This is a genomic window from Paenibacillus silviterrae (assembly GCF_030167925.1).
Lineage (GTDB): Bacteria > Bacillota > Bacilli > Paenibacillales > NBRC-103111 > Paenibacillus_G > Paenibacillus_G silviterrae.
In genome coordinates, this window is record NZ_JASKUT010000001.1 from 1375562 (window position 1) to 1394783 (window position 19222).

At 50.3% G+C, this 19222-nt stretch carries 15 protein-coding genes; 1 reads left to right on the forward strand and 14 read right to left on the reverse strand.

From position 1 onward, the window contains the following. Window positions 1-93 precede the first annotated feature (93 nt). The 11 genes from QMO62_RS05930 to QMO62_RS05980 all read right to left on the reverse strand — a co-directional run bounded on the left by QMO62_RS05930 (window position 94) and on the right by QMO62_RS05980 (window position 11257). Window positions 94-1125 carry a zinc-dependent alcohol dehydrogenase gene (locus QMO62_RS05930; protein ID WP_284639352.1) on the reverse strand — a complete coding sequence of 344 codons (1032 nt, stop codon included), beginning with the start codon at window positions 1123-1125 and terminating at the stop codon, window positions 94-96. After that, complete coding sequence (locus QMO62_RS05935) at window positions 1125-2120, reverse strand: hydroxyacid dehydrogenase (protein WP_284639353.1); 996 nt, start codon at window positions 2118-2120, stop codon at window positions 1125-1127. The genes QMO62_RS05930 and QMO62_RS05935 overlap by 1 nt, the downstream gene beginning before the upstream one ends. Continuing rightward, window positions 2110-3171 (reverse strand): Gfo/Idh/MocA family protein, encoded by a 1062-nt coding sequence (locus QMO62_RS05940; protein WP_284639355.1) that lies wholly within the window; start codon window positions 3169-3171, stop codon window positions 2110-2112. Before QMO62_RS05940 ends, QMO62_RS05935 begins: the two co-directional genes overlap by 11 nt. 15 nt (window positions 3172-3186) lie before the next feature. Next, complete coding sequence (locus tag QMO62_RS05945; protein WP_284639357.1) at window positions 3187-4185, reverse strand: hydroxyacid dehydrogenase; 999 nt, start codon at window positions 4183-4185, stop codon at window positions 3187-3189. Between the two features lie 85 nt (window positions 4186-4270). Then, a complete protein-coding gene (locus tag QMO62_RS05950) occupies window positions 4271-5935 on the reverse strand; it encodes an extracellular solute-binding protein (protein WP_284639359.1) in 1665 nt (554 codons plus the stop codon). A 44-nt stretch (window positions 5936-5979) separates the two neighbouring features. Next, the gene (locus tag QMO62_RS05955; protein WP_284639361.1) at window positions 5980-6873 is read right to left on the reverse strand and encodes a carbohydrate ABC transporter permease; all 894 of its coding nucleotides are present in this window, start codon (window positions 6871-6873) and stop codon (window positions 5980-5982) included. Between the two features lie 11 nt (window positions 6874-6884). Beyond that, window positions 6885-7745 carry an ABC transporter permease gene (locus tag QMO62_RS05960; protein WP_372516709.1) on the reverse strand — a complete coding sequence of 287 codons (861 nt, stop codon included), beginning with the start codon at window positions 7743-7745 and terminating at the stop codon, window positions 6885-6887. A 137-nt stretch (window positions 7746-7882) separates the two neighbouring features. Beyond that, a complete protein-coding gene (locus QMO62_RS05965) occupies window positions 7883-8851 on the reverse strand; it encodes a Gfo/Idh/MocA family protein (RefSeq protein WP_284639362.1) in 969 nt (322 codons plus the stop codon). A 13-nt stretch (window positions 8852-8864) separates the two neighbouring features. Continuing rightward, window positions 8865-9656, reverse strand: coding sequence for a sugar phosphate isomerase/epimerase family protein (locus tag QMO62_RS05970; protein ID WP_284639364.1), 792 nt, complete (start codon window positions 9654-9656; stop codon window positions 8865-8867). Window positions 9657-9758: 102 nt separating this feature from the next. After that, window positions 9759-10808 carry an aldo/keto reductase gene (locus QMO62_RS05975; protein ID WP_284639366.1) on the reverse strand — a complete coding sequence of 350 codons (1050 nt, stop codon included), beginning with the start codon at window positions 10806-10808 and terminating at the stop codon, window positions 9759-9761. Beyond that, the gene (locus tag QMO62_RS05980; RefSeq protein WP_284639368.1) at window positions 10805-11257 is read right to left on the reverse strand and encodes an RbsD/FucU family protein; all 453 of its coding nucleotides are present in this window, start codon (window positions 11255-11257) and stop codon (window positions 10805-10807) included. The genes QMO62_RS05975 and QMO62_RS05980 overlap by 4 nt, the downstream gene beginning before the upstream one ends. 176 nt (window positions 11258-11433) lie before the next feature. Between QMO62_RS05980 and QMO62_RS05985 the strand changes: the two genes are divergently transcribed. Continuing rightward, entirely contained in the window at window positions 11434-12633 is a 1200-nt protein-coding gene (locus QMO62_RS05985) for an ROK family transcriptional regulator (protein WP_284639370.1), read from the forward strand. A 43-nt stretch (window positions 12634-12676) separates the two neighbouring features. Here QMO62_RS05985 and QMO62_RS05990 read toward each other — a convergent pair whose 3' ends face one another. The 3 genes from QMO62_RS05990 to QMO62_RS06000 form a co-directional block, all read right to left on the reverse strand. Continuing rightward, the gene (locus tag QMO62_RS05990; RefSeq protein ID WP_284639372.1) at window positions 12677-13192 is read right to left on the reverse strand and encodes a GNAT family N-acetyltransferase; all 516 of its coding nucleotides are present in this window, start codon (window positions 13190-13192) and stop codon (window positions 12677-12679) included. Window positions 13193-13464: 272 nt separating this feature from the next. Then, complete coding sequence (locus tag QMO62_RS05995) at window positions 13465-17307, reverse strand: S-layer protein (protein ID WP_284639375.1); 3843 nt, start codon at window positions 17305-17307, stop codon at window positions 13465-13467. A gap of 344 nt (window positions 17308-17651) precedes the next feature. Further along, window positions 17652-19136 (reverse strand): amidase family protein, encoded by a 1485-nt coding sequence (locus tag QMO62_RS06000; protein ID WP_284639377.1) that lies wholly within the window; start codon window positions 19134-19136, stop codon window positions 17652-17654. Window positions 19137-19222: the final 86 nt, after the last annotated feature.

Consider the following 19222-nt stretch of genomic DNA (forward strand, 5'->3'; position numbering starts at 1 on the left):
TGTTTCATTAACAATATCAATGGTTGCTGCACTACTGATTCGACAAAAAAGGTACAGCCTCCATTTAGAGACTGTACCTTTTCGTATAAACGATTATTTGCTTTCGCAATCGATCATGACATGGATTGTATCTCCCTTATGCTCGTTGCGTAATTGGAAAGCGCGATTTACCTCGGCCAGCGGCACGATATGTGTGATCATCTCTTCCGTGTTAACGAGACCGTCAAGCACAAGTCTCAGTCCTTCCTCGAAATAACGCCGATTATCGATATCCCTCTTCGGTTCCGTTGACAGGATATCCAGCCGTTTCTTATGTACTTTAAAGAAGTCAACCGGCTTATGGCAGGTGCCAATGCAGCCGTACATGACAATTCTGCCGTTCTGAGCCGCCGCATGAATGGCATCCACCATTCCTGCCCCTTCAAGTAAGCAAGGGATCACTACATCAAAGCCGTCAGGAAAATCCTTGCCTACGATATCCATGGTATTGGCGTGCTCATGTGGAATTTTATAGGTGTGCGTCGCTCCGTATTTACGTGCCAGAGCCAGTTTCTCATCAAATAGATCGGTGACGACCAGATTTCGGGGGCTGAACAAGCTGATCACCTGTGTCATTACCAGACCGCTGACTCCCTGCCCGGTGATAAGTACATTCTTATTCGGTGAAATGTCACCCAGCTCCGCTGCGTGAAGAATTCCCGGAAGCACCTCAATGAGTGAGCCTTCGATGAGCGGCAAATCCTTAGGAAGCACTTTGACGGAGAAGGGGCTGCAGCATACATACTCGGCAAAAGCGCCCCATACATATCGCAATGCGACATGATCGCCCTCTTTTACCCCGATCACATTCGGTCCGACCTTGTCGATGATACCGGCGACCTCGTGGCCGAGACGAGTTGGATACGTAATAAACTCCGGCTCCCGCGCGCCTCGAAACACCTCAACGTCGCTGCCGCATATTCCCACCCATTTGACCTTGACCCGAACCTCGCCTTCCTTTGGCTCGGGAATCAAAGCACGTTTTACGCTGATTTCTCCAATCGCGTCCATTACAGCGCACATTTGTGTTCCGGGTCCATCGTAATCAACCAATTCCATTGGCGGAACTGACATTTTCCTTACCATTAAGCCATTACCTCCCACATTCTCTCGGTTACCTCATAACCTTGGCTGTTTAAGCCTTCCATGCTGCGGATGATATCTACAACGACTGCTTCCATCAGAGCCAGATGACCTTGAACGGAGGCCCCCGCAATATGAGGAGTCAGCAGTACGTTAGACAAGGCTCGGATCGGACTATCAGCAGGTAACGGCTCCTTCTCGAAAACATCCAGCGCCGCTAAGAATCGGCCGGTTCGTAACTGTTCCATGAAGGCTTCCGCATCCATAACACTCGACCTGGAGGAATTGATTACAACAGCGCCGTCGGGAATCAAAGACATCAGCTCTCGTGTCAGCATTCGTTCTGTTGCGGGCAGCTTCGGAGCGTGAAGAGATATAATCGGACATTGCATTACTTCCTCAAGTGTTGCGCGCTTCACTTGAAGCCTGGCTGCCGCTTCCTCGGTGAGGAAAGGATCATAAAGCAGGACGTTCACCTGGAACGGAGCCAAAAGCTTGAGGAAAGCGCGTGCCGTCGAGCTGGCGGATACGATCCCGACCGTGCTTCCAGTGAGCTCTCTGCCCTTCCATCCCTGCGGTCTCCACTCGCCTTCCCGTATGGAGCGGTCGAGGCTGCTCATATGACGTAACGAGGCGAGCAGCGCACCGAGACAATATTCGCCTACGCTTGATGCGATACGAGGCGCTGCGGAGAATACTCTAACGCCCCGTTCAAAGATTTGCCTCGGCACCAGATGCTTCACAGTTCCCGCCGCATGTCCTACGGCTCGCAGCATCACGGCCTTCTCCAGAATTTCATCTGTAATCCCCGGAGAGCCCCAGCTTGTGATGACCACCTCGGCATCAACGATCAGCTCCGCGAGCTCCTCTTTCGTATAATCCCGACCGGTTTCATTCCACGTTGTTTCAAAATAGTCATTGAGCTGCTTCCGGCACAGGTCGGAGCAAACCTCATCCAGGCGGGACTTTGGGGAAAGCACTAAAGCTTTAGGCTTCATCAGTTGATTCCTCCCGATCATCATGAATGGAAACGACTTTACCGGTACGCATCGACTCGAAGCAGCCGTCGATGACACGCATCACTTTCAGGATTTCCCGGCCGGATGCCAGCGGTTCCCGGCCCTCCCTAATCGAGTCTGCGAACTCTTCAAGCTGCCATGCGAAATTGCTGTTCGATCTTTCACAAGCGGCCACCTTCTCGCCATTCAGCTCCAGCTCGTATTCATCCTTCAAATGAAGCATGCCGTTCTGCCCGATCAGATAGCGGTCATAGATGCTGTTTTGCGTGGACCAGATCCGCTTCCCTGTCAAGCCTTCTTCGTCCGTGGGACGGCAGCCTGCGTTAAAGGACATTAAGATATTGGCCATTCGGCCTTGACCGAAGCTTAAAGAGATAGCCGCCTCGTCTTCTCCGCTCCAGTTCGGATTATTCGAATGTCCCTGGGCATAAACGGAAACAGGTGTTTGATTATATGCCCAAAGGATATAATCCAGGATATGGCTTCCCCACAGAGGAATAATGAAGCCGCCGATCTTCGTTTCGTCCTTCCACCAGTCTGCAGCCGGTTGATCCATGTGAGCCAACAGCAGTGCGTTGATATTGATCAGGTCACCGATTTCCTTAGAACGAACACGGCGGACGGAGTCCATCACAGGCTGGAAGAAACGGCGGCTTTGTCCTACCATCAGCACAGCCCCGTTCTGCTCCGCTGTGGCGACCATAACCTTTGCTTCCTGAAGGTTCATCGCCATCGGCTTCTCGACAAGCACATGCTTTCCATGCTGTAAGGCACGAACGGTATAAGTTGCATGTAAATCGTGAGGAAGCAGCAGCAGGAAGGCGTCGATATCACGATCCTGAAGCGCCTCCTCAAAGGATGTATAAGTTGCGACGCCTTCCCATTGAGCGGCCTCGTTCTTCAGCTTCTCCGCATCACGCGACACGAGGGCTCTGAGCTCGATCTTATTGCCCAGCTCCCGGATCGCGGGTAAGTGGGATTTGGAAACACGTCCTAATCCGACAACAGCCAATCGCAGCTTCCGGTACATCGTGATCCCCCCATCTTAGGTCATAATAGCCAGCTGCTCCCGCTTTACTTCAAAGGCAAGGGGCTCACCCGCATAGAAGCGCCTGATTTCTTCTACCATCAGCTTTCCGATGCGGAGACGAGAGTCCGGATTCACCCCGGCGAGATGCGGTCTTGCGATCACATTATCCAGCTGCCTGAATTCGCTGTCGACAGCAAGCGGCTCCACCGTGAATACATCCAGGCCTGCCTTGAAGCGCTTCGTTCGCAGCTCGTTAAGCAGCGCTTCTTCGTCGATCAGATCGCCGCGAGCCGTATTGATCAGCATGGCACCATCACGTATCAGCGATAGCTCCGCCTTTCCGATCATATGGTACGTTTCCGGCACCTTCGGCGCATGAAGCGATACAATATCGGATTGTGACAGCAGCTCGTGGAGTGGACAAAGCTTAACGCTCAGATCTGCAGCCATCTCCTCTGCAAAAAAAGGATCGTAGCCAAGCACCTTCACGCCGAATGGCCGCAGCAGCTTAATTACCTCACGCGCCACCATGCCGAGCCCGACCAAGCCGACCGTTTTTCCCCTCAGCTCATAGGTTTCCATCGACGCTATTTTGGCATTACCGCCTCTGGACATGATTTGATGGACAGGAAGGATGTTATGACCGAGTGCCAGAATGAGCGCCAGCACCGATTCACTGACGGATACGGCAATGGCATAGTTGCTGTTCAGCACCCGGATGCCCTTCTCAAAGACCCTCGTGGTCGGCAGCACCGGGCGAATCGATCCGGCCATGTGCGCTACCAGCTCCAGCCGGTTCGCCTGCTCCAGAATCTCATCGTCCAGAGGACAGGTTCTCCACGTCGTAATGACGACATGCGCCTCCTTCACTTTCTCCGCAAGCTCTTCTTTGCTAAAGGGCCGGTCGTAAGGGTTCCATTCCACATGGCCTAACGTCTGCAGTGCCGTCTTGGTTTCCTCCGTAAGAAAAGCACTAAGCTGATGATTGGGAATCTGAACCAAAATATTACGCACTAGGTTCCATCTCCTTCGGTCGGAATCATACAGGGGGTAGACCTAAGGCAGGCGTCTACCCCTTGCACTTTGTTACGTACCGGATCTATTTTTTCAGCTTCGCATCATAAGCCTTCTGATAAATTTCGAGATATTTTTTGATGTTCATTTTATCCAGGGTGCTGACATAATTGTTCCATTCCTTGTCGATATCGGCGTCTCCGGTCACAAAGCGGGCGATCATCGTTTTTACGTAATCGTTGATCGTTTTATCCAGCTCGGCGAGCACCTGCGAATCGCTTGGCGGGAAGAAGAGCGGAGGCACGAGCGTCTTGATGCTCGGAATAAACGGCTCGTAGTTCTTCTTTGTAATCTCGTAGTACATCTTCTCTTTATCCGGCAGCTTCAGTACCGCCTGACCGGCATACCAGTCCTTATCCGTCCGGTAATTCAGGCCGTATTGCGCCCAGCCTTCATTCTGCACCCGACCGAATGGAATGAGCAGACGGTACTTCGCAGGCTGTCCGTCCCTTCCCAGGTCTCCTGGCTGTGGCTTAGACCAGGCGGAGTTTTCCACCCCGAAGTTGGAGTAGAGGTTGGCTTCGAACTCGTACATCGTATCGGCCCAGCGCATCGTCACTTCCGGATACTTATTGGCGTTCGTCATAATAAAGTTACCCGAACGGATCTTATCATACGGATTCCAGAACGAGGTCTGTTTGCCGGAAGGCCCCTTGAGCGGCGCGATAGGCTGGTACTCCAGCCATCTTCCGCTCGGTCCCTCTACGATCGTAATCGTGGAGGGCGAATGCGCAGGCATGGCTCCGGCGATGGCGATATCCGGATTCTCGGCGATTTTTTTCAGACCTGCGTCGTCCTGAGTAAAGGATTGCGGGGCAATGAGACCCTCCTTATAAAGCTTATTTAAGTACTTCAGACCCTCTTTCCATTCAGGCTTGTTATAGACAACATCAATTTTGTCTTTGTTGACAATCATTCGTTTCATACCGTCATCATAAATGAAAGAGTTCATAATGAACGGGTCGATCAATGTTCTTGATCCGGTAGCACCGACGAGAGGAATCTCATCCGCTTTCCCGTTGCCGTTCGGGTCCTTCTCTTTGAACGCCTTCAGCATCTGGTAGTATTCATCCAGTGTGGTAGGCTCCTTCAACCCGAGCTTATCGAGCCATGGCTTATAAACATACATCTTGAAGTTCATTGAGCAATGGTAGCACTCGTTGACGTATGGCAAGCTGTAGATTTTATTGCCGGGAGCTGTAATGGCATCCTTAACTTCGGGCATTTCCTGGAATATTTTTTTCGTATTCGGTCCATATTTGTCAATCAGCTCGGTAAAGGATACAAACACACCCTGTTCACCGTAAACCATCTGCTGTTCGGGCGAAATCCCCATATTCATGATGACATCCGGCAGGTCTCCGCTAGAGAGAGCCAGGTTCAGCTGCTCCAAATAGTTCTTCTCATCCGTAACAGTCCATTCCACCTGCACGTTGGTTTTATTCTCAAGCCATTTGGTATAGCCGTTCGTATTGAAGTTTTCCACCAGACTATTGCCTCGGACAAGCACCTTCAGTTTCACTTTCTCGTTCACAATGGGATATTGGCCGGGCGGATTCACTTTAGTTGCATTCGGAGTTTCTTTGCTCTCTCCTTCCTTGGCCGTTTCACCGGGATCCGACGAGCAAGCCGACAGCAAAAGCGAGAAACAGAAGACAATGGTCCATACCAATGCTAGCCTTTTGCGCATGTCTTAACCTCCCCTGAGTTAATTTCCATGACATGACCCTTGTTCTAGCCTTTAATCGAACCGATCATCACTCCTTTCACAAAGTGCTTTTGCACAAACGGGTAAATGATCAATACCGGGACAGTAGCGACAACAATCAGCGAGTATTTAAGCAGATCCGCCAAGCCTTGTCTTGCGACCAGATCCTCTTCGCTCATCACCATGCTGGGATCGATCTGATTTTGGATGAGGATACTGCGCAGCACCAGCTGCAGCGGATATAAATCCCGATCCTTTAAATATAACAAGGCGCTGAAATACGAATTCCAATGATTGACGGCGTAAAACAGGGAAATGACTGCCACGATCGGACCGGAGAGCGGCAGAACGATTCGCGTCAGGAACTGCCAGTCGGTTGAACCGTCCACCTGGGCGGCCTCCAGCATTTCATTCGGAATATTCGTCTGGAAGTACGTTCTCGTGATGATCACATTAAACACACTAAGAGCCGACGGTATAATCATTGCCCATCTCGTATCGAGCAGCCCTAAATCCTTAACTAGCATATAATTGGGGATCAGTCCGCCGGAGAACATGATCGTGAAGACAAAGATAAACATGATCAGGTTTCTTCCGATAAAATCTTTCCGAGCCAGCGGGTAGGCCGCCATCAGAGTCAATACGACGTTGACCATGGTTCCAACCACAGTGTAAAACAGCGAGTTCGCAAATCCGCTCCAAATGGCCTTATTACTAAATACAGCCTCATACCCTTTAAGGCCCGGATCTACCGGCCACAGCCATACCTTTCCGGAAATGACCGCCTTCGTTGAGCTGAAGGACGCACTGATAATATAGATAAGCGGATAGAGCACAGCAATAAAAAAAAGCGATAACATCACATAGTTGACGATGTTGAAAATTTTGTCGCCGGTAGCTTCTCTTATGTTAGGACTCATAGGGGATCCTCCTACCACAGACTGCTTTGGCCGATTTTTTTGGCAAGTCTATTTACGGAAATCAATAGGATCAGGTTAATGACGTTCTTAAAGAGCCCGATGGCGGACGAATACGAGAAATTGACTATGTTAGAGGCTAAGCCGACTTTATAAACGTAAGTATCCACGATTTCAGACGTTCTTAAATTGAGCGGGTTCTGCATGAGGAATGCTTTCTCAAAGCCGATCTCAAGCATACGTCCAACGTCCAGAATAAGCAGGATAATGGCGATGGGAAGAATTCCCGGAAGGTCGATATGCCACATTCTTCGAAGCTTGGATGCCCCGTCTACGACGGCAGCCTCATGCAGCGAGGGATCGATGCTGGCGAGGGCCGCCAAATAAATAATGCAGCTGAAGCCAACATTTTGCCAGACTCCTGACCATACATAAATACTGCGGAAGTAGGAGGCTTCCCCCATCCAGTTGATCGGATCCATCCCGAACCATTTTACGATTTCATTAATAATGCCGATTCTCGGATCAAGCACTTGAAAGATGATGCCGACCATGACAACCACAGAAATAAAATGCGGTGCATAGGTCACCATTTGAACCGTCTTCTTAAATTTTTCATGCATCACATAATTCAAGCTCAGGGCAAGCAGGATCGGAAACGGAAAGCCCGCAGCCAGCTGGTAAAAGCTTAGAGCCAGCGTATTCCACATAATGTTCCAGAACTCGTAGGATTCAAAGAAGCGGACAAAATGATCGAAGCCGACCCAACTGCTCCCCCAGATCCCTTTGTTTGCGACAAAGTTCTTGAACGCAATTTGAGCACCGTACATCGGAAAGTATTTAAATATGATGATATAAGCAAACGGAAGCAGCATAAGTAAATACAACTGCCAAACCTTCCGCATGCCCTGTAGCAGCTTTTTGGATTTGATCAGACGAATCGAGGAGGAGCCTTGCTTCGCACTTGCCGTTTCCACTTTCACCACCTCCTACGGTAATAGAACTATGCGTTTTATCTTCCGGCGAGCATCGCTTGGGCAAGAATCGTTTCGGCCACTTCCATGGTCTTCAGTGCATCTCCAAAGTGGGAGGAAGGCAGCGTGCCTGTCTTCAGGCAGCGGATAAATTCCTGATGCTTCGCCAAGAAGCCGCCGTATTGAAACAGCTCCTGGCCCCCCGCCATTTCACGGGCATCGTATTCAATCCCTTTGGTATCGCCGTCCGCATAAAGATAGCCCTTTGTTTCGTGTTCGGCTTCTGCGCAAATGTTAGGGGCATGCATTTCCACTGAAAAAATACGGCGGCCGCTGGACCAGCTGTTAATTAAATAGCCCATAGAGCCGTTATCAAAGTGAAGTGTGGCCGAAATGAAATTGATATCCGGCACCTGCACCCTTTGTGTCATACTTTCTACCTTGACAACTTCTCCGCCGCACATCCAGCGCAGCGTATCGATGGAATGCACCGTGTCATCCATCATCCTGTCCCTGGCCCTTAGAAACGGCTGAATCTCCGATTTGTAGAACCGGCACACCGCATGGGTGATAGGCCCCCGCTTCAAGCATTCCTCGCGGAGCTTCGTGACCATCGGAGAGCTCCGACGTTGAAAGCTTACTTGAGTAATGCACCCGTTTTTCTCAGCTACATAAGCTAAGGCCCGTGCTTGGTGAATCGTAATCCCCAAGGGTTTCTCGATATATAAGTTTAAGCCTTGTTCGAGGCACCAAAGCCATATGTCATACATCATGTGCGGTTGACCGATGGCATAGACCGCGTCGGGTTTGACTTCCTCGATCATCTGTTGGTAATCGGTATAACGATTGGCGATGCCATACTGGTCAGCCGTTTGCTCTAGTGCCACCGGACTCAGATCACAAATTGCGGCAATTTCAACGTCCTCCATGGCGGCTAGGGACGGGTAATGAACGGAATTCGCCATACGGCCGGCACCGATGATTGCTATTCTGATTTTATTGGGCATGGTGGTACCTCCCTTATTCGAATAGTGACTTTGCATAAACGATGTCTTCCCCAATCAAACGATCAACGTCGTGCTCGTTCGTGTATTCCGCCGTTAAGCAGATCACTCCGTTATAATCACGCTGCTTCAGATAGTTCGCCACTCGAGGCCAGGATGCGAGTCCTTGACGTCCCGATGTGAAATACCGCTTCCACTCGGCGTTCTGCGCTTCAGGCCCGTTCAGCCGGTTGTAGTACGCGTTTTTCAGATTCACCATAGCTAAATACGGCCATACGATATCTAAACCGAACTCCGGCTGTTGGCCCGCAAGAGCATCATGTGCGGAATCCCAGATCGCTCCGACACATTCCGGCGCAAGCCCGTCAAGCAGATGCAGCAGTCCCATCGAATCGGTCACATGGTTTCCGTAATGCTGCTGCGAGCCGACCTTTACTCCATATTTTTGACATAAAGGGATTAATGCTTCCAGCTTCTCCCGCTCACGCTTCTCCGATTCCATGTACCCGAATTCATGTGAAATGGATGGCATGATTCGGATCATGGGAATCCCCGCCTCTGCACAGCCGGCAAATACCCGCTCATCCGTACTGCTCGCGATACTAAATATGCGCAGACCGTGATCTGCGAATTGTTTGGCCAGCTCTGGAAGCTTATGCGCATTGGAGGGCTCAAGCTGATAGCCGTCCCGAAGCGGAAACTCAACGCCGTCGAAGCCCAAATCCTTTACAAACTTGCCTAACTCCCAAACGGATAATGATTTCCAAGGCTTGGTGAATACAGAGAAAGAAATCGGTTGATTCGCCATGATCAGCACATCCTTTTTATATTATTGTAAAGCTAGGTGATTAAAGCGTTTACAAAAGAACCTGCAGCTTTTCGATTCAGCTTTATGGAACTGACCCTGCACTTAGCGAATACGGTTATGGTTCCTATTCTCGTAATAATCGGGACTGATGCCCAGTTTATCCCATACCGGCTTACTGATCCGGTTTAGCCGTTCCAATACGGCGGGACTTAGGTCAAGGGCTGCAGCCCGGGTATTAAGCTCCAGCTGCTCTACATTGCGGGAGCCCACGATGCTTGTAGTAATCGAGCTATTGGCTATAGACCACGCCAAACAAAGCACGCTCATATGAACATCCAGCTCGTTAGCGATCTCGTACACTTCCTTCAGCAGCGCATTCATCTCCGCTTCGGCCCCTTCTTCCCCATGACGGGTTCCATGCCCTTTGCTGTGATGAAAGTGCCTCGATCTGGCCTGCATCGGCTTCACATCGGATAAATCGGCATATTTGCCTGTTAATACTCCTTGCTGAAGAGGCATATAACCGATGACTCCTATTTGATGCTGCTCACAATAGGGTAAGATCGTATCCTCAATGGCACGTGAGACCAGGTTATACGGGAGCTCGTTGGCGATAACCTTCACGCCGGTCGCAAGGACCTCCTCCATCTGCTCGACGCCGTGATTACTGATGCCGATATATCGGATTTTCCCTTCCTTTTGCAGTTCCTGCAGCGTATGAAACACCTCGTGAACCGTTGGGGGATTGGCGATCAAATCGGCGTTGCCTGTAAAATGCTTAATCGATAACGGCGAGACCGGCCAATGAAGCATATACAAATCGATGTAATCGGTCTGCAAGCGCTTAAGGCTATCCTCGCAGCCTTTGCGCAGCAAATCGGGTCTTGCGTTTGCCGTATTGATTTTACTGCCAATCACAGCATTGTGCCGCCGCCCTTTGAGTGAGACCCCCAAGGCAATCTCACTATTTCCCTCATTATAAACCTCCGCTGTATCAAAATAATTCATGCCCATATCAAGCGCATAGTGTACAACTTCATTTACATCCTTTTGGCTTTGCTCACCCCAATAGGCTCCGCCGCCAAATTGCCAGCAGCCCATGCCGAGAATACTAAGATGCAGGTCAGACGCTCCGAGCCTCCGCGTTTTCACTTTCTCCCCTCCCCTTCGGACGTCTTCCGGACCACGCCCTTTTTCAGTATCAGATTTCCCTTAAAGGCTTGGTCGCTTGTGGCAATGACGGCGAAAGCCTCCTTGGCCCTATTGTAAAATTCGAATCTTTCTACATATTCGAAATCGACAAAATCGGCGTGACCGGTTTGAAGTATCGTTCGGTATTGCTCCCATATTCCCGGAGGATGCTCAGTGTCTCTTAGCGACATAACCGCAGCAGGGCGTTCCACGGCATAATCCAACGGAAAATAAGGTATGACCGCTTCAAGCAGATCCTTAATAACATGCCCGTCACAACGAATGAGTCGTTTGGCCAAGGAGGCAGCCGGGAAGTTGCCGTCGGCCAGAACGATTTCATCTCCATGCCCCATCTCCATTAAAACCTGCATCAGCTGCGGTGAAATGATCGGCGGTATCCCTCTAAGCATGCATCCATTCCTCCTGAATGTTTCTGAATCATCAAGACTGGTTAATGAGTACCACCACCAGTTTTGTAAGGTTTTAAATTATTTAATTCTATCCTATGGTGATCCTGTGTATTTATGTTATGGGAAGGCTAATTCTTATTCCTAAATTTAAACAAACTCACTGTAGGGTGTTGATTATGAGCCAAATCGAGCTAAAAGACCAGAAAGGCAGCAAATTAGCCATACTGCAAGCTTTACGGGTTCACGGGAGTATGTCGCGGATCGATTTAACACGATTGACAGGACTCAGCCGGGCCACGATCTCCATCTCGATTGGAGAGCTAATGGAGAATGGGCTGGTATACGAAACCGAGAACCGTCTGGTTACCAAGGGCCGACCGGCCACCACACTGGAGCTGGTACCTCATTCTAGAGTGATACTCGGGGCCGACCTGGATCATAAAGCATGGACCCTCGGAGCCTTTGATTTACTTGGCAATGCGATAAAGGTGATGAAAATACCCATCCATTCCTTTGAACCCGAGCATGCATTCAGTACCCTTTCGAATGAAATCACATCGTTCTCGAAGAGTCTGGATGTTTCGTCGGTTCCCTTATTAGGCTTGGGGGTCCCGGGGCTCATTGACTGGAAGCACAGGGCTATTCGCAGTGCCGCGGATTTGGGGTGGCAGCATGTCGAGGTGGCGGAGCTAATGGAGAAAGCAATCGGATGGCCGACGGTTGTCGTTAACCGTCATCGGGCCCGTGGTATGGCCGAATGCCGTTACGGCGCCGGTCAGCCGTTTCGTAACATGATCTACATTGGGGTGGGAATGGGGATCGCCGCCGGTTTTTTTATCGATCGCCAGCTAATGTCGGGGTCCATGGGAGGAGCCGGAGAAATCGGACATATAACGATAGAACCGGAAGGTCCTCTATGTCCATGCGGAAATCAAGGCTGTCTTCAGGTGTTGTCGGCAGGCCCTGCGATTGAGCAGGAGTTCCGAAGACTGGTACGTACATACGAGCATACCTCCCCCTTCGCCGATGAATCGATGGATTTGCAATTTTTGAAAGCACATGATGTATGTGTATTAGCTGAGGCGGGAGACGATATGGCTGCTATGGTAGTGAAAAAAGCCGCCTCCTATCTTGGGATTGCAATGGCGAATTTGTTGAATACGTTTAACCCGGAGGCGATTATATTAGGAGGTACCATACCCAATGCCAGCAGGCTGTTTGTCGATACCGCAACCAAAACGATGCGGCAGCGGGCCATGCGTCCTCTCTCCGCGGACACCATTGTGACTACCTCGCAGTATATGGACATTGGAGGCGCTTTGGGGGCTGCGAATTTTGCCTTCGATAAGAATATTTCTCTTTCCTTCTTTAACTGAAAGCAAAACAGACCCGAAATCTCATACGAGTTCGGGTCTGTGACTAGGCCACATGGCTAATTAATCCAAGGTAAAGCCAAAGCACCATCAAATCCTCATCATAATACTGTCCATTGTATTTCAAGGCACGTCGTTCCACACCATATGACTCGAAGCCCAGGGACTCATATAACCGTTTAGCAGGATGATTGTCCGATACGACGGTCAAGTTCATTTGCTCCAGTCCATCATATGCTTTTGCTTGGCTAAGTAATTCCAACAGCAGCCTTCGTCCCAACCCCTTTCCGCGGCATTCGTGTAAAACATAAAACCCGAAAATGTTTCCTTTATGTGCCATCTTATGGCTGGTTTCACGAACGAAGGTTACTATACCTCCAAGAGAACCACGGTCATCGAAAGCCCCTAAAACAAACTTATTCTCCGTCGGTCTTATGCGTTCCTTAACCATTTCCATGGAAAACTGAGCTTCCTTCTCATACAATGATCCGAATGCCTCGGGGCTTCGTTTCAGCGCAGTCAAACGTATTTGCTGGTACAATGGAGCATCCGATTCGTTCAATACTCGAATATGCATGGATCCACCTCCGGCTTCAGTAGTACTCTTGCATCCTACATGATTTCCATCAGATTACCATACCGAACTCACTTTTGAGAATCTTTTTTTACTATTCATCGTAACGGCTTGGTAAAGTTCGTCCGCCGATGGCAACGATCATGACGCATCCCATAAAACAAAAAAGCCGCGAATTTCGCGGCAGTTAATGAGATCATGTCGATTTTGCATTGTTCCACGCGCGCATTAAATCGGGCGGGAGTAGCGATGCTCAAGCGTTACTTGCCTGTATTTGCAATCAAACCGGCGGTCGCGGTCTGTAAATTGATTTTTGCAGCAGCCACTTCCTCTAATCCGGAATTCGGATTGTGCAGCACCGCTTTTGCTGTTTGCAGCGCCGAATGGAATGGCTTCCAGCTTTCCTTGGTGTACTGCTTGTGATCTTTATCTTGATTGGCATCGTATAACTGCTGGAGCTTTTCTTTGTTTACTACCACTTTGTTGACACCCGTGATGACATCCAACCCGTCCAAGGTAAACGTACCGCCTTTCACCACCACTTTGGCCGTATGATTAGCGGATCTCAACCCACGGAGGCTATACGATGTCTGCCTGTCTCCCTTGGCGTAAATTCTATAATTCTCATGAATCGGGATACCGTCGATATACACGTCGATCAAGGCATCCGGCGTCGCTCCGAATAAATTGAAGCCCGAGCCCTCGAATTTGTAAATCAAGCTGCTGCTGGAGCTGATCGGCTTAGGGGTACTATAAATATGGACTCCACGGTAATCCATATAATCCTCTTGCCTCACGTTAGCTCCCAGGGAAACCTTCAGTGTATGCAGCTTCTCCTCCAAGCCTCGGACCGAGTACATCACACCGTCGGAATTCACGTTATAATTCCCGACCTCTACGCCATCAAGTTCAAAGCGATATTTTGATTTGACGGAGGTTCCGGCAAAGTAATCCAGTCCTGTACCGGTAAAGACAATGTATAAGTAAGGATCATCGTTAAAGTGCGCCCAAGCGTTCGTATCATTGGAGCCCCAGACGTTTCCGTTCTTCCGATAAGCATAAACGATATTCGTTACGCTCTCTCCCGGGACGGCGGCTGCATAAACCGCTTGAGCTACACTGCCCGCTTGGGCGTCTGTAAGCTTCACAATATCCTTCGGAGCCAACTTCTGCACTGCCATAACGGGGTCCGTCGTTTCGATCTCCGCTTTGGTAAAGCTGGCATATTTTTCTCTCGTCACTACCTTGAGGGTGTGTATCTTATCCTCCAGATCCTTTGCCGACCAGACCACTTGATGAATTTCGCTGTTATTCACATAACTCGCTTCACCGGCTAATTGACCGTCCAAGTAAACATCCGCCTTACCGTTGGACGGGTTCGTCACGCCGAATAGCCTGATTTCGGTGCCCTTAAAAGTAATTTCAAATGAAGTGCCCGCGGATCCCCACGCGTTGGTGCTGTTGGACGACCAGCTGCCGGTAAACAATACTTTGTTTAAGGTCCCCGGTACCCTGGTCGTATCCCTGAAGCCTACCGTCACTCCGTTCCAGACAGGTACATCCGTAGGTGCCGTCATTTGTGTACGGTTGAAGTGCGCATAGCCTGCTTGCGTATAGTTCCACTTGCCGACATACGCGAGAGGATTCCAGCGATCGATATGCTGTAAAGCTTGCTCTTCCGTATCGAATTTTTTCCCTTGCGCACTATCATATTTAACCGAATCGTAGGCGTAGCCTTTGATCGGCTCCACGCGCAGGTTGTCTATCAGCGTTTCGTAATAGCCGGACCCTAACGCGATTCTTCCCGCCATCACAGCGGAGTCCGCGTCGGTATATGCTGCAAGCTCTACACCGTCGAGATACAGCGTAAATACATTTTCCTTCGCCTCGAAGGCCAGGTTGTGCCAAATCTTGTTGTTGAAGCCTTCGATCGTCCCGCTTGCTACGGCCTTATCCAGCTTCAGTATTTCGTAGCTTCCGTCGGAGAACACTCGCGCATTGTACGGCGCGTGGGAGTCCGCTCCGCCTGCTTTCACCTGTCGTACCCCAAGCAAGGCATAATTTTTTCTGCCCTCTACTTCAGGGGTATGGGTGTCCAACAGAAAATCATAGGACGCTTTGTAGTTGACCCAACGATGATCGCCCAGCGTTGCGGTCGGGTTGCCGTTCGAAGCCGATCCGTCTCTTCCGCCCCATACAGCCCAATCCGCACCGATAATGTCAGGGGTGATTTTCTGCTGAAGCATATTACCGTGAGCTTCGGCATCCGGTATGTCCAGATCCGTACGAAGCGAGCTTCCTGCGGCCACCGGCTTCGTAGCTTTTCTCACGACCTCGAAAGCGGCCGTCTGGTCTGTGGTATAACGCGGCGTTCCGCTTCGGCGGCCGACGTAATCCCTGCCTTTTGCATCAACAGGATATGTATTGTATTCAAAATCGTCCTTGTAAGGCAATCCCAGGATCGTATCCTTCGATAAATCGACCGGCTGCGACGCATATCCGAAGCCCGGTACTTCTGCTTCTTTATCTAACGTAGTGATCGTCACGATGGAATACGGCTTCACTTCAATCTCATACACACCATTGTTCGGCGTGATCTTACCGATCCGCTTCAACCAGTTCGCGTCGTAGCTTTGACCTGCGTCTGCGCCGCGCGTTTCCCATACGTAAACCGGTGCGTTTTCTTTCCCGCTCAGATGCTTCGCTTGGATCTGATATTTGCGCGTGTTTTTCGTGTTATTAGCAAAAACCGTTGTATAATCGTCCGTTGAGGGATCCTTCAAGGTCATGTAGTTATGAGTGCTTGTGTCGACATCCACGCCTCCGTCGAAGAAAGCGCCGTCACTGAAGGTCGCATCCTGAACATACATCCATCGTTCATTCTCCGGAGTCGTGTGATCATCGTGGCCGACGAAGTTCATGACATGACGGACTCCTTGCAGACCGCCGTCTACCTCGTAAAAGCCGGACCACGGATCATATGCGCTGATCAGATGCTTAGGATTATAGGCTGAGCCTTCATAAAAGGCCGCGACGGAAGGCTGAAAATCAAACGATACCGCTCTCAGCGGATTTCTTCCCGCACCTGTCCATGTATAAACGGAAATGATCCGCGAGGTAACGTCGACGATGCCTGCCTTTCCTCCAAGCCCGTTATACTGAGGCTCCATATTTTGACGATAGCGGGCGTTGATCATCGGTGCAATTCCTTCCGAAACCCATATCTCCTTCGGCTTCTTGCCCTCGGCGATCAGCTTGTTCTGCAATTGGGTTAGTTCGTTGGAGCCGGTCAAGCCGTAATGGGAGCTGATTACATCGATTTCATCGATCAAATCCGGATGCTCGAGCAGGGTGCGGCTAATGGTAGATGTATCGCGATAGCCGTCAGCGGCGACAAGCTTGATATGCTTGTAGTCCGATTCATAGTTGGGCTCCTGCTTAATGGTTGCAGTGAAGTATTTTAGCCACTCCAATTCGTTCTTGCCGTTATTGTTCTGCGCTCTCTCATTCTGAGAGATTCCGACATAATCCAGTTTAAAGCCGTATTCGCGATATACGGCATCGATCGTTTGCTTATACCATTGATACCGGTTCTCGTATTCCTTGTTCGCAGCGCCGTTCCATGTCCAGCGTGGCTCTCCCCAACGCAATATTTCAGTTGTAATGTCCGGGTTGATGGATTTGGCATCCGCCGCGAATTGAAACCCTGCTCCTCGAAGCACATCCGCCGGCTCGTCTGCATAACGCATGGTGGCCGGCTCGGTTCCTGATGAGGAATTCACGTCGGCGCCCAGCTCCACCTTGACATGCATAAGTCCTGCCCCGGTTTTTGGATGAAAGAGCTTGTTCATGATTTCCCAATAGGCTTCAGGATGCTCTTCCTTGTAATCCAGCATCAGCCGGGACGTATTATTCGCCGTTACTGTTCCGAATCCCTTAAACCGGTTATGCGGATCTACATTCCTTCCGTCAATGGTGATCGTCTTAAAGATCTCCTCCGCCTGCGCTTCTCTGGGGGCTGCGAAGACAACCGACCCGAACAGCATGGAGGTGATGCATAAGTAGTTGATCAGCTTTTTCATGTTTTTCCTTTGGGGTGCCATGATTCAACCTTCCTCTCGATCAGATTTCAACGTTTCATTCGTTCAAACCGCGATGAAGCGCATTCATTTCCTTCCGTGAAGGTATTTTCTGTACAACCCTCCCTGATTACTATATTTTAGTTAATAATTGGAACTTCCCTTATTGTTTCATAAACGCTTTCGTTTACCATGCCGCTATTTTGACCGTTTCCCACGTTTTTTTTACATTTAAAAAGGAGAGCTCAACAGACCAACGTCCGGAGCCCCCCTTGTGCAAAAAATTTCGCTTAGGGGGAGTACAGAATAAAGCGACCTCCCTCATTTTCTTGAATGCTTGAGGTCGGAGAATCCCGAGACATTCGTGCCTACGCCGGATCGGTAGGCGCAATACGATATTTGCTCGCTTGTTCGTAGGCGTAGGCAAGTCGGAAAAGCAAGGGCTCGCTGTAGGCGGTTCCAACGAAAGTAATTCCTTGCGGCCCTTTAGTCGTATAGCCGCCTTCGGCGATGATGCCTGTCTCTGCGTACCCGCCAGGAACGGTAATAGCAGGATAACCCGCGCGCGCGGACAAATCTAGCCCTTCCTCGTTGCCAAGGAACAGCAGCGCGTCCAGCTGATATTCGCTGATAACGTGGTCAATGCCCTGGTTCCGGGACAGCTCACGGTTAAGGCGCAAACTCTCAGTATATACCGATTCAGTTAATGTTCCACTTGTTTCATTCGACCAGATCAACGTGTCTTGACCATATTTCAGCGCGACGTCGTGATTCGCTTCGTTATAGGCGATGAGCTCATCTAACGATCGAACGGATGCGCCTGGGCCTGCTTTAGACAAATAATTGTTCAGCCCTTTTTTGAACTCAAACCGCATCACATCCCAGTCCCACTTCGCATTCTCGCAAGGCAATGCTACCGGGTCGACGACTATAGCCCCGCATTCTTTGAACAAAGCGATCGCCCTCTCGATAATCTTTACCCGGGCTTCGTCCAATCCTCGATAATAATGCCGCGGAACGCCAATTCGTGCGCCTTGCAAACCATTCGCGTCCAAGAAATTCGTATAATCCGTGTACGCTATTCTGCCATTCTCTTGCATAGCCGAATCTTCCGGATCCGCCGCCGTCATGGCGCCGAGCAAGATCGCGGCATCCCTGACCGTACGCGTCATCGGACCGGCCGAATCCTGGCTATGTGTAATCGGGATAATTCCTGAACGGCTTACGAGCCCGATTGTCGGCTTTAGGCCGACGATCCCGTTTTGCGAGGATGGGCTGATGATCGAACCGGAAGTTTCCGTGCCTATGGCTGCGGTACATAAATTTGCGGCAACCGCCACTCCGGAGCCCGAGCTCGAGCCGCCCACGAACAGCTCACCGGGACCGTAAGGATTAAGCGTTAGGCCACCCCTGGAGCTATACCCTGCCCACATCGTGCTTGACATAAAATTAGCCCACTCCGTCATGTTAGCTTTGCCGAGGAATACAGTTCCCGCAGCCCTTAATTGCGCAGCCACAGCCGAATCCCTCTCAGCGAAATGTTCCGCAAGAGCTACCGAACCGGCACTAGTATGCATGCGGTCGCCTGTATCGATATTGTCCTTGAGCAAGATCGGGATGCCGTGAAGCGGTCCGCGAGCTCCACGTTCCCGCCGCTCCGCGTCAAGCGCCTTTGCGACCGCTATAGCGTCCGTGTTGACTTCCAGCACCGCTCTCAGCTTCGGGTTGAGTCGTTCGATCCGTTCCAAATACCAGCGAACGCAAGCCTCCGACGATAACGCACCTGATTCCATTGCCATCTGCAACGAAACGATGTCTGCCTCTATTAATCTTTCATTTATCGTTCTATCCATTTAGAGAGTCGCTCCCTTTTAGCTGCATTAAGTTCTCAGCATTATTCTAACCGAATCCGGCTAAGATCGGCCAATAAATAACGACT

Excerpts from the sequence above, each read along its gene's own strand:
- QMO62_RS05960 (WP_372516709.1), bottom strand. The coding sequence starts at position 7,745 with ATGCTGCTTCCGTTTGCTTATATCATCATATTTAAATACTTTCCGATG.
- QMO62_RS05955 (WP_284639361.1), bottom strand. The coding sequence starts at position 6,873 with ATGAGTCCTAACATAAGAGAAGCTACCGGCGACAAAATTTTCAACATC.
- QMO62_RS05980 (WP_284639368.1), bottom strand. The coding sequence starts at position 11,257 with ATGCTTAGAGGGATACCGCCGATCATTTCACCGCAGCTGATGCAGGTT.
- QMO62_RS05950 (WP_284639359.1), bottom strand. The coding sequence starts at position 5,935 with ATGCGCAAAAGGCTAGCATTGGTATGGACCATTGTCTTCTGTTTCTCG.
- QMO62_RS05985 (WP_284639370.1), top strand. The coding sequence starts at position 11,434 with ATGAGCCAAATCGAGCTAAAAGACCAGAAAGGCAGCAAATTAGCCATA.
- QMO62_RS05940 (WP_284639355.1), bottom strand. The coding sequence starts at position 3,171 with ATGTACCGGAAGCTGCGATTGGCTGTTGTCGGATTAGGACGTGTTTCC.
- QMO62_RS06000 (WP_284639377.1), bottom strand. The coding sequence starts at position 19,136 with ATGGATAGAACGATAAATGAAAGATTAATAGAGGCAGACATCGTTTCG.
- QMO62_RS05935 (WP_284639353.1), bottom strand. The coding sequence starts at position 2,120 with ATGAAGCCTAAAGCTTTAGTGCTTTCCCCAAAGTCCCGCCTGGATGAG.
- QMO62_RS05930 (WP_284639352.1), bottom strand. The coding sequence starts at position 1,125 with ATGGTAAGGAAAATGTCAGTTCCGCCAATGGAATTGGTTGATTACGAT.
- QMO62_RS05965 (WP_284639362.1), bottom strand. The coding sequence starts at position 8,851 with ATGCCCAATAAAATCAGAATAGCAATCATCGGTGCCGGCCGTATGGCG.
- QMO62_RS05970 (WP_284639364.1), bottom strand. The coding sequence starts at position 9,656 with ATGGCGAATCAACCGATTTCTTTCTCTGTATTCACCAAGCCTTGGAAA.
- QMO62_RS05995 (WP_284639375.1), bottom strand. The coding sequence starts at position 17,307 with ATGGCACCCCAAAGGAAAAACATGAAAAAGCTGATCAACTACTTATGC.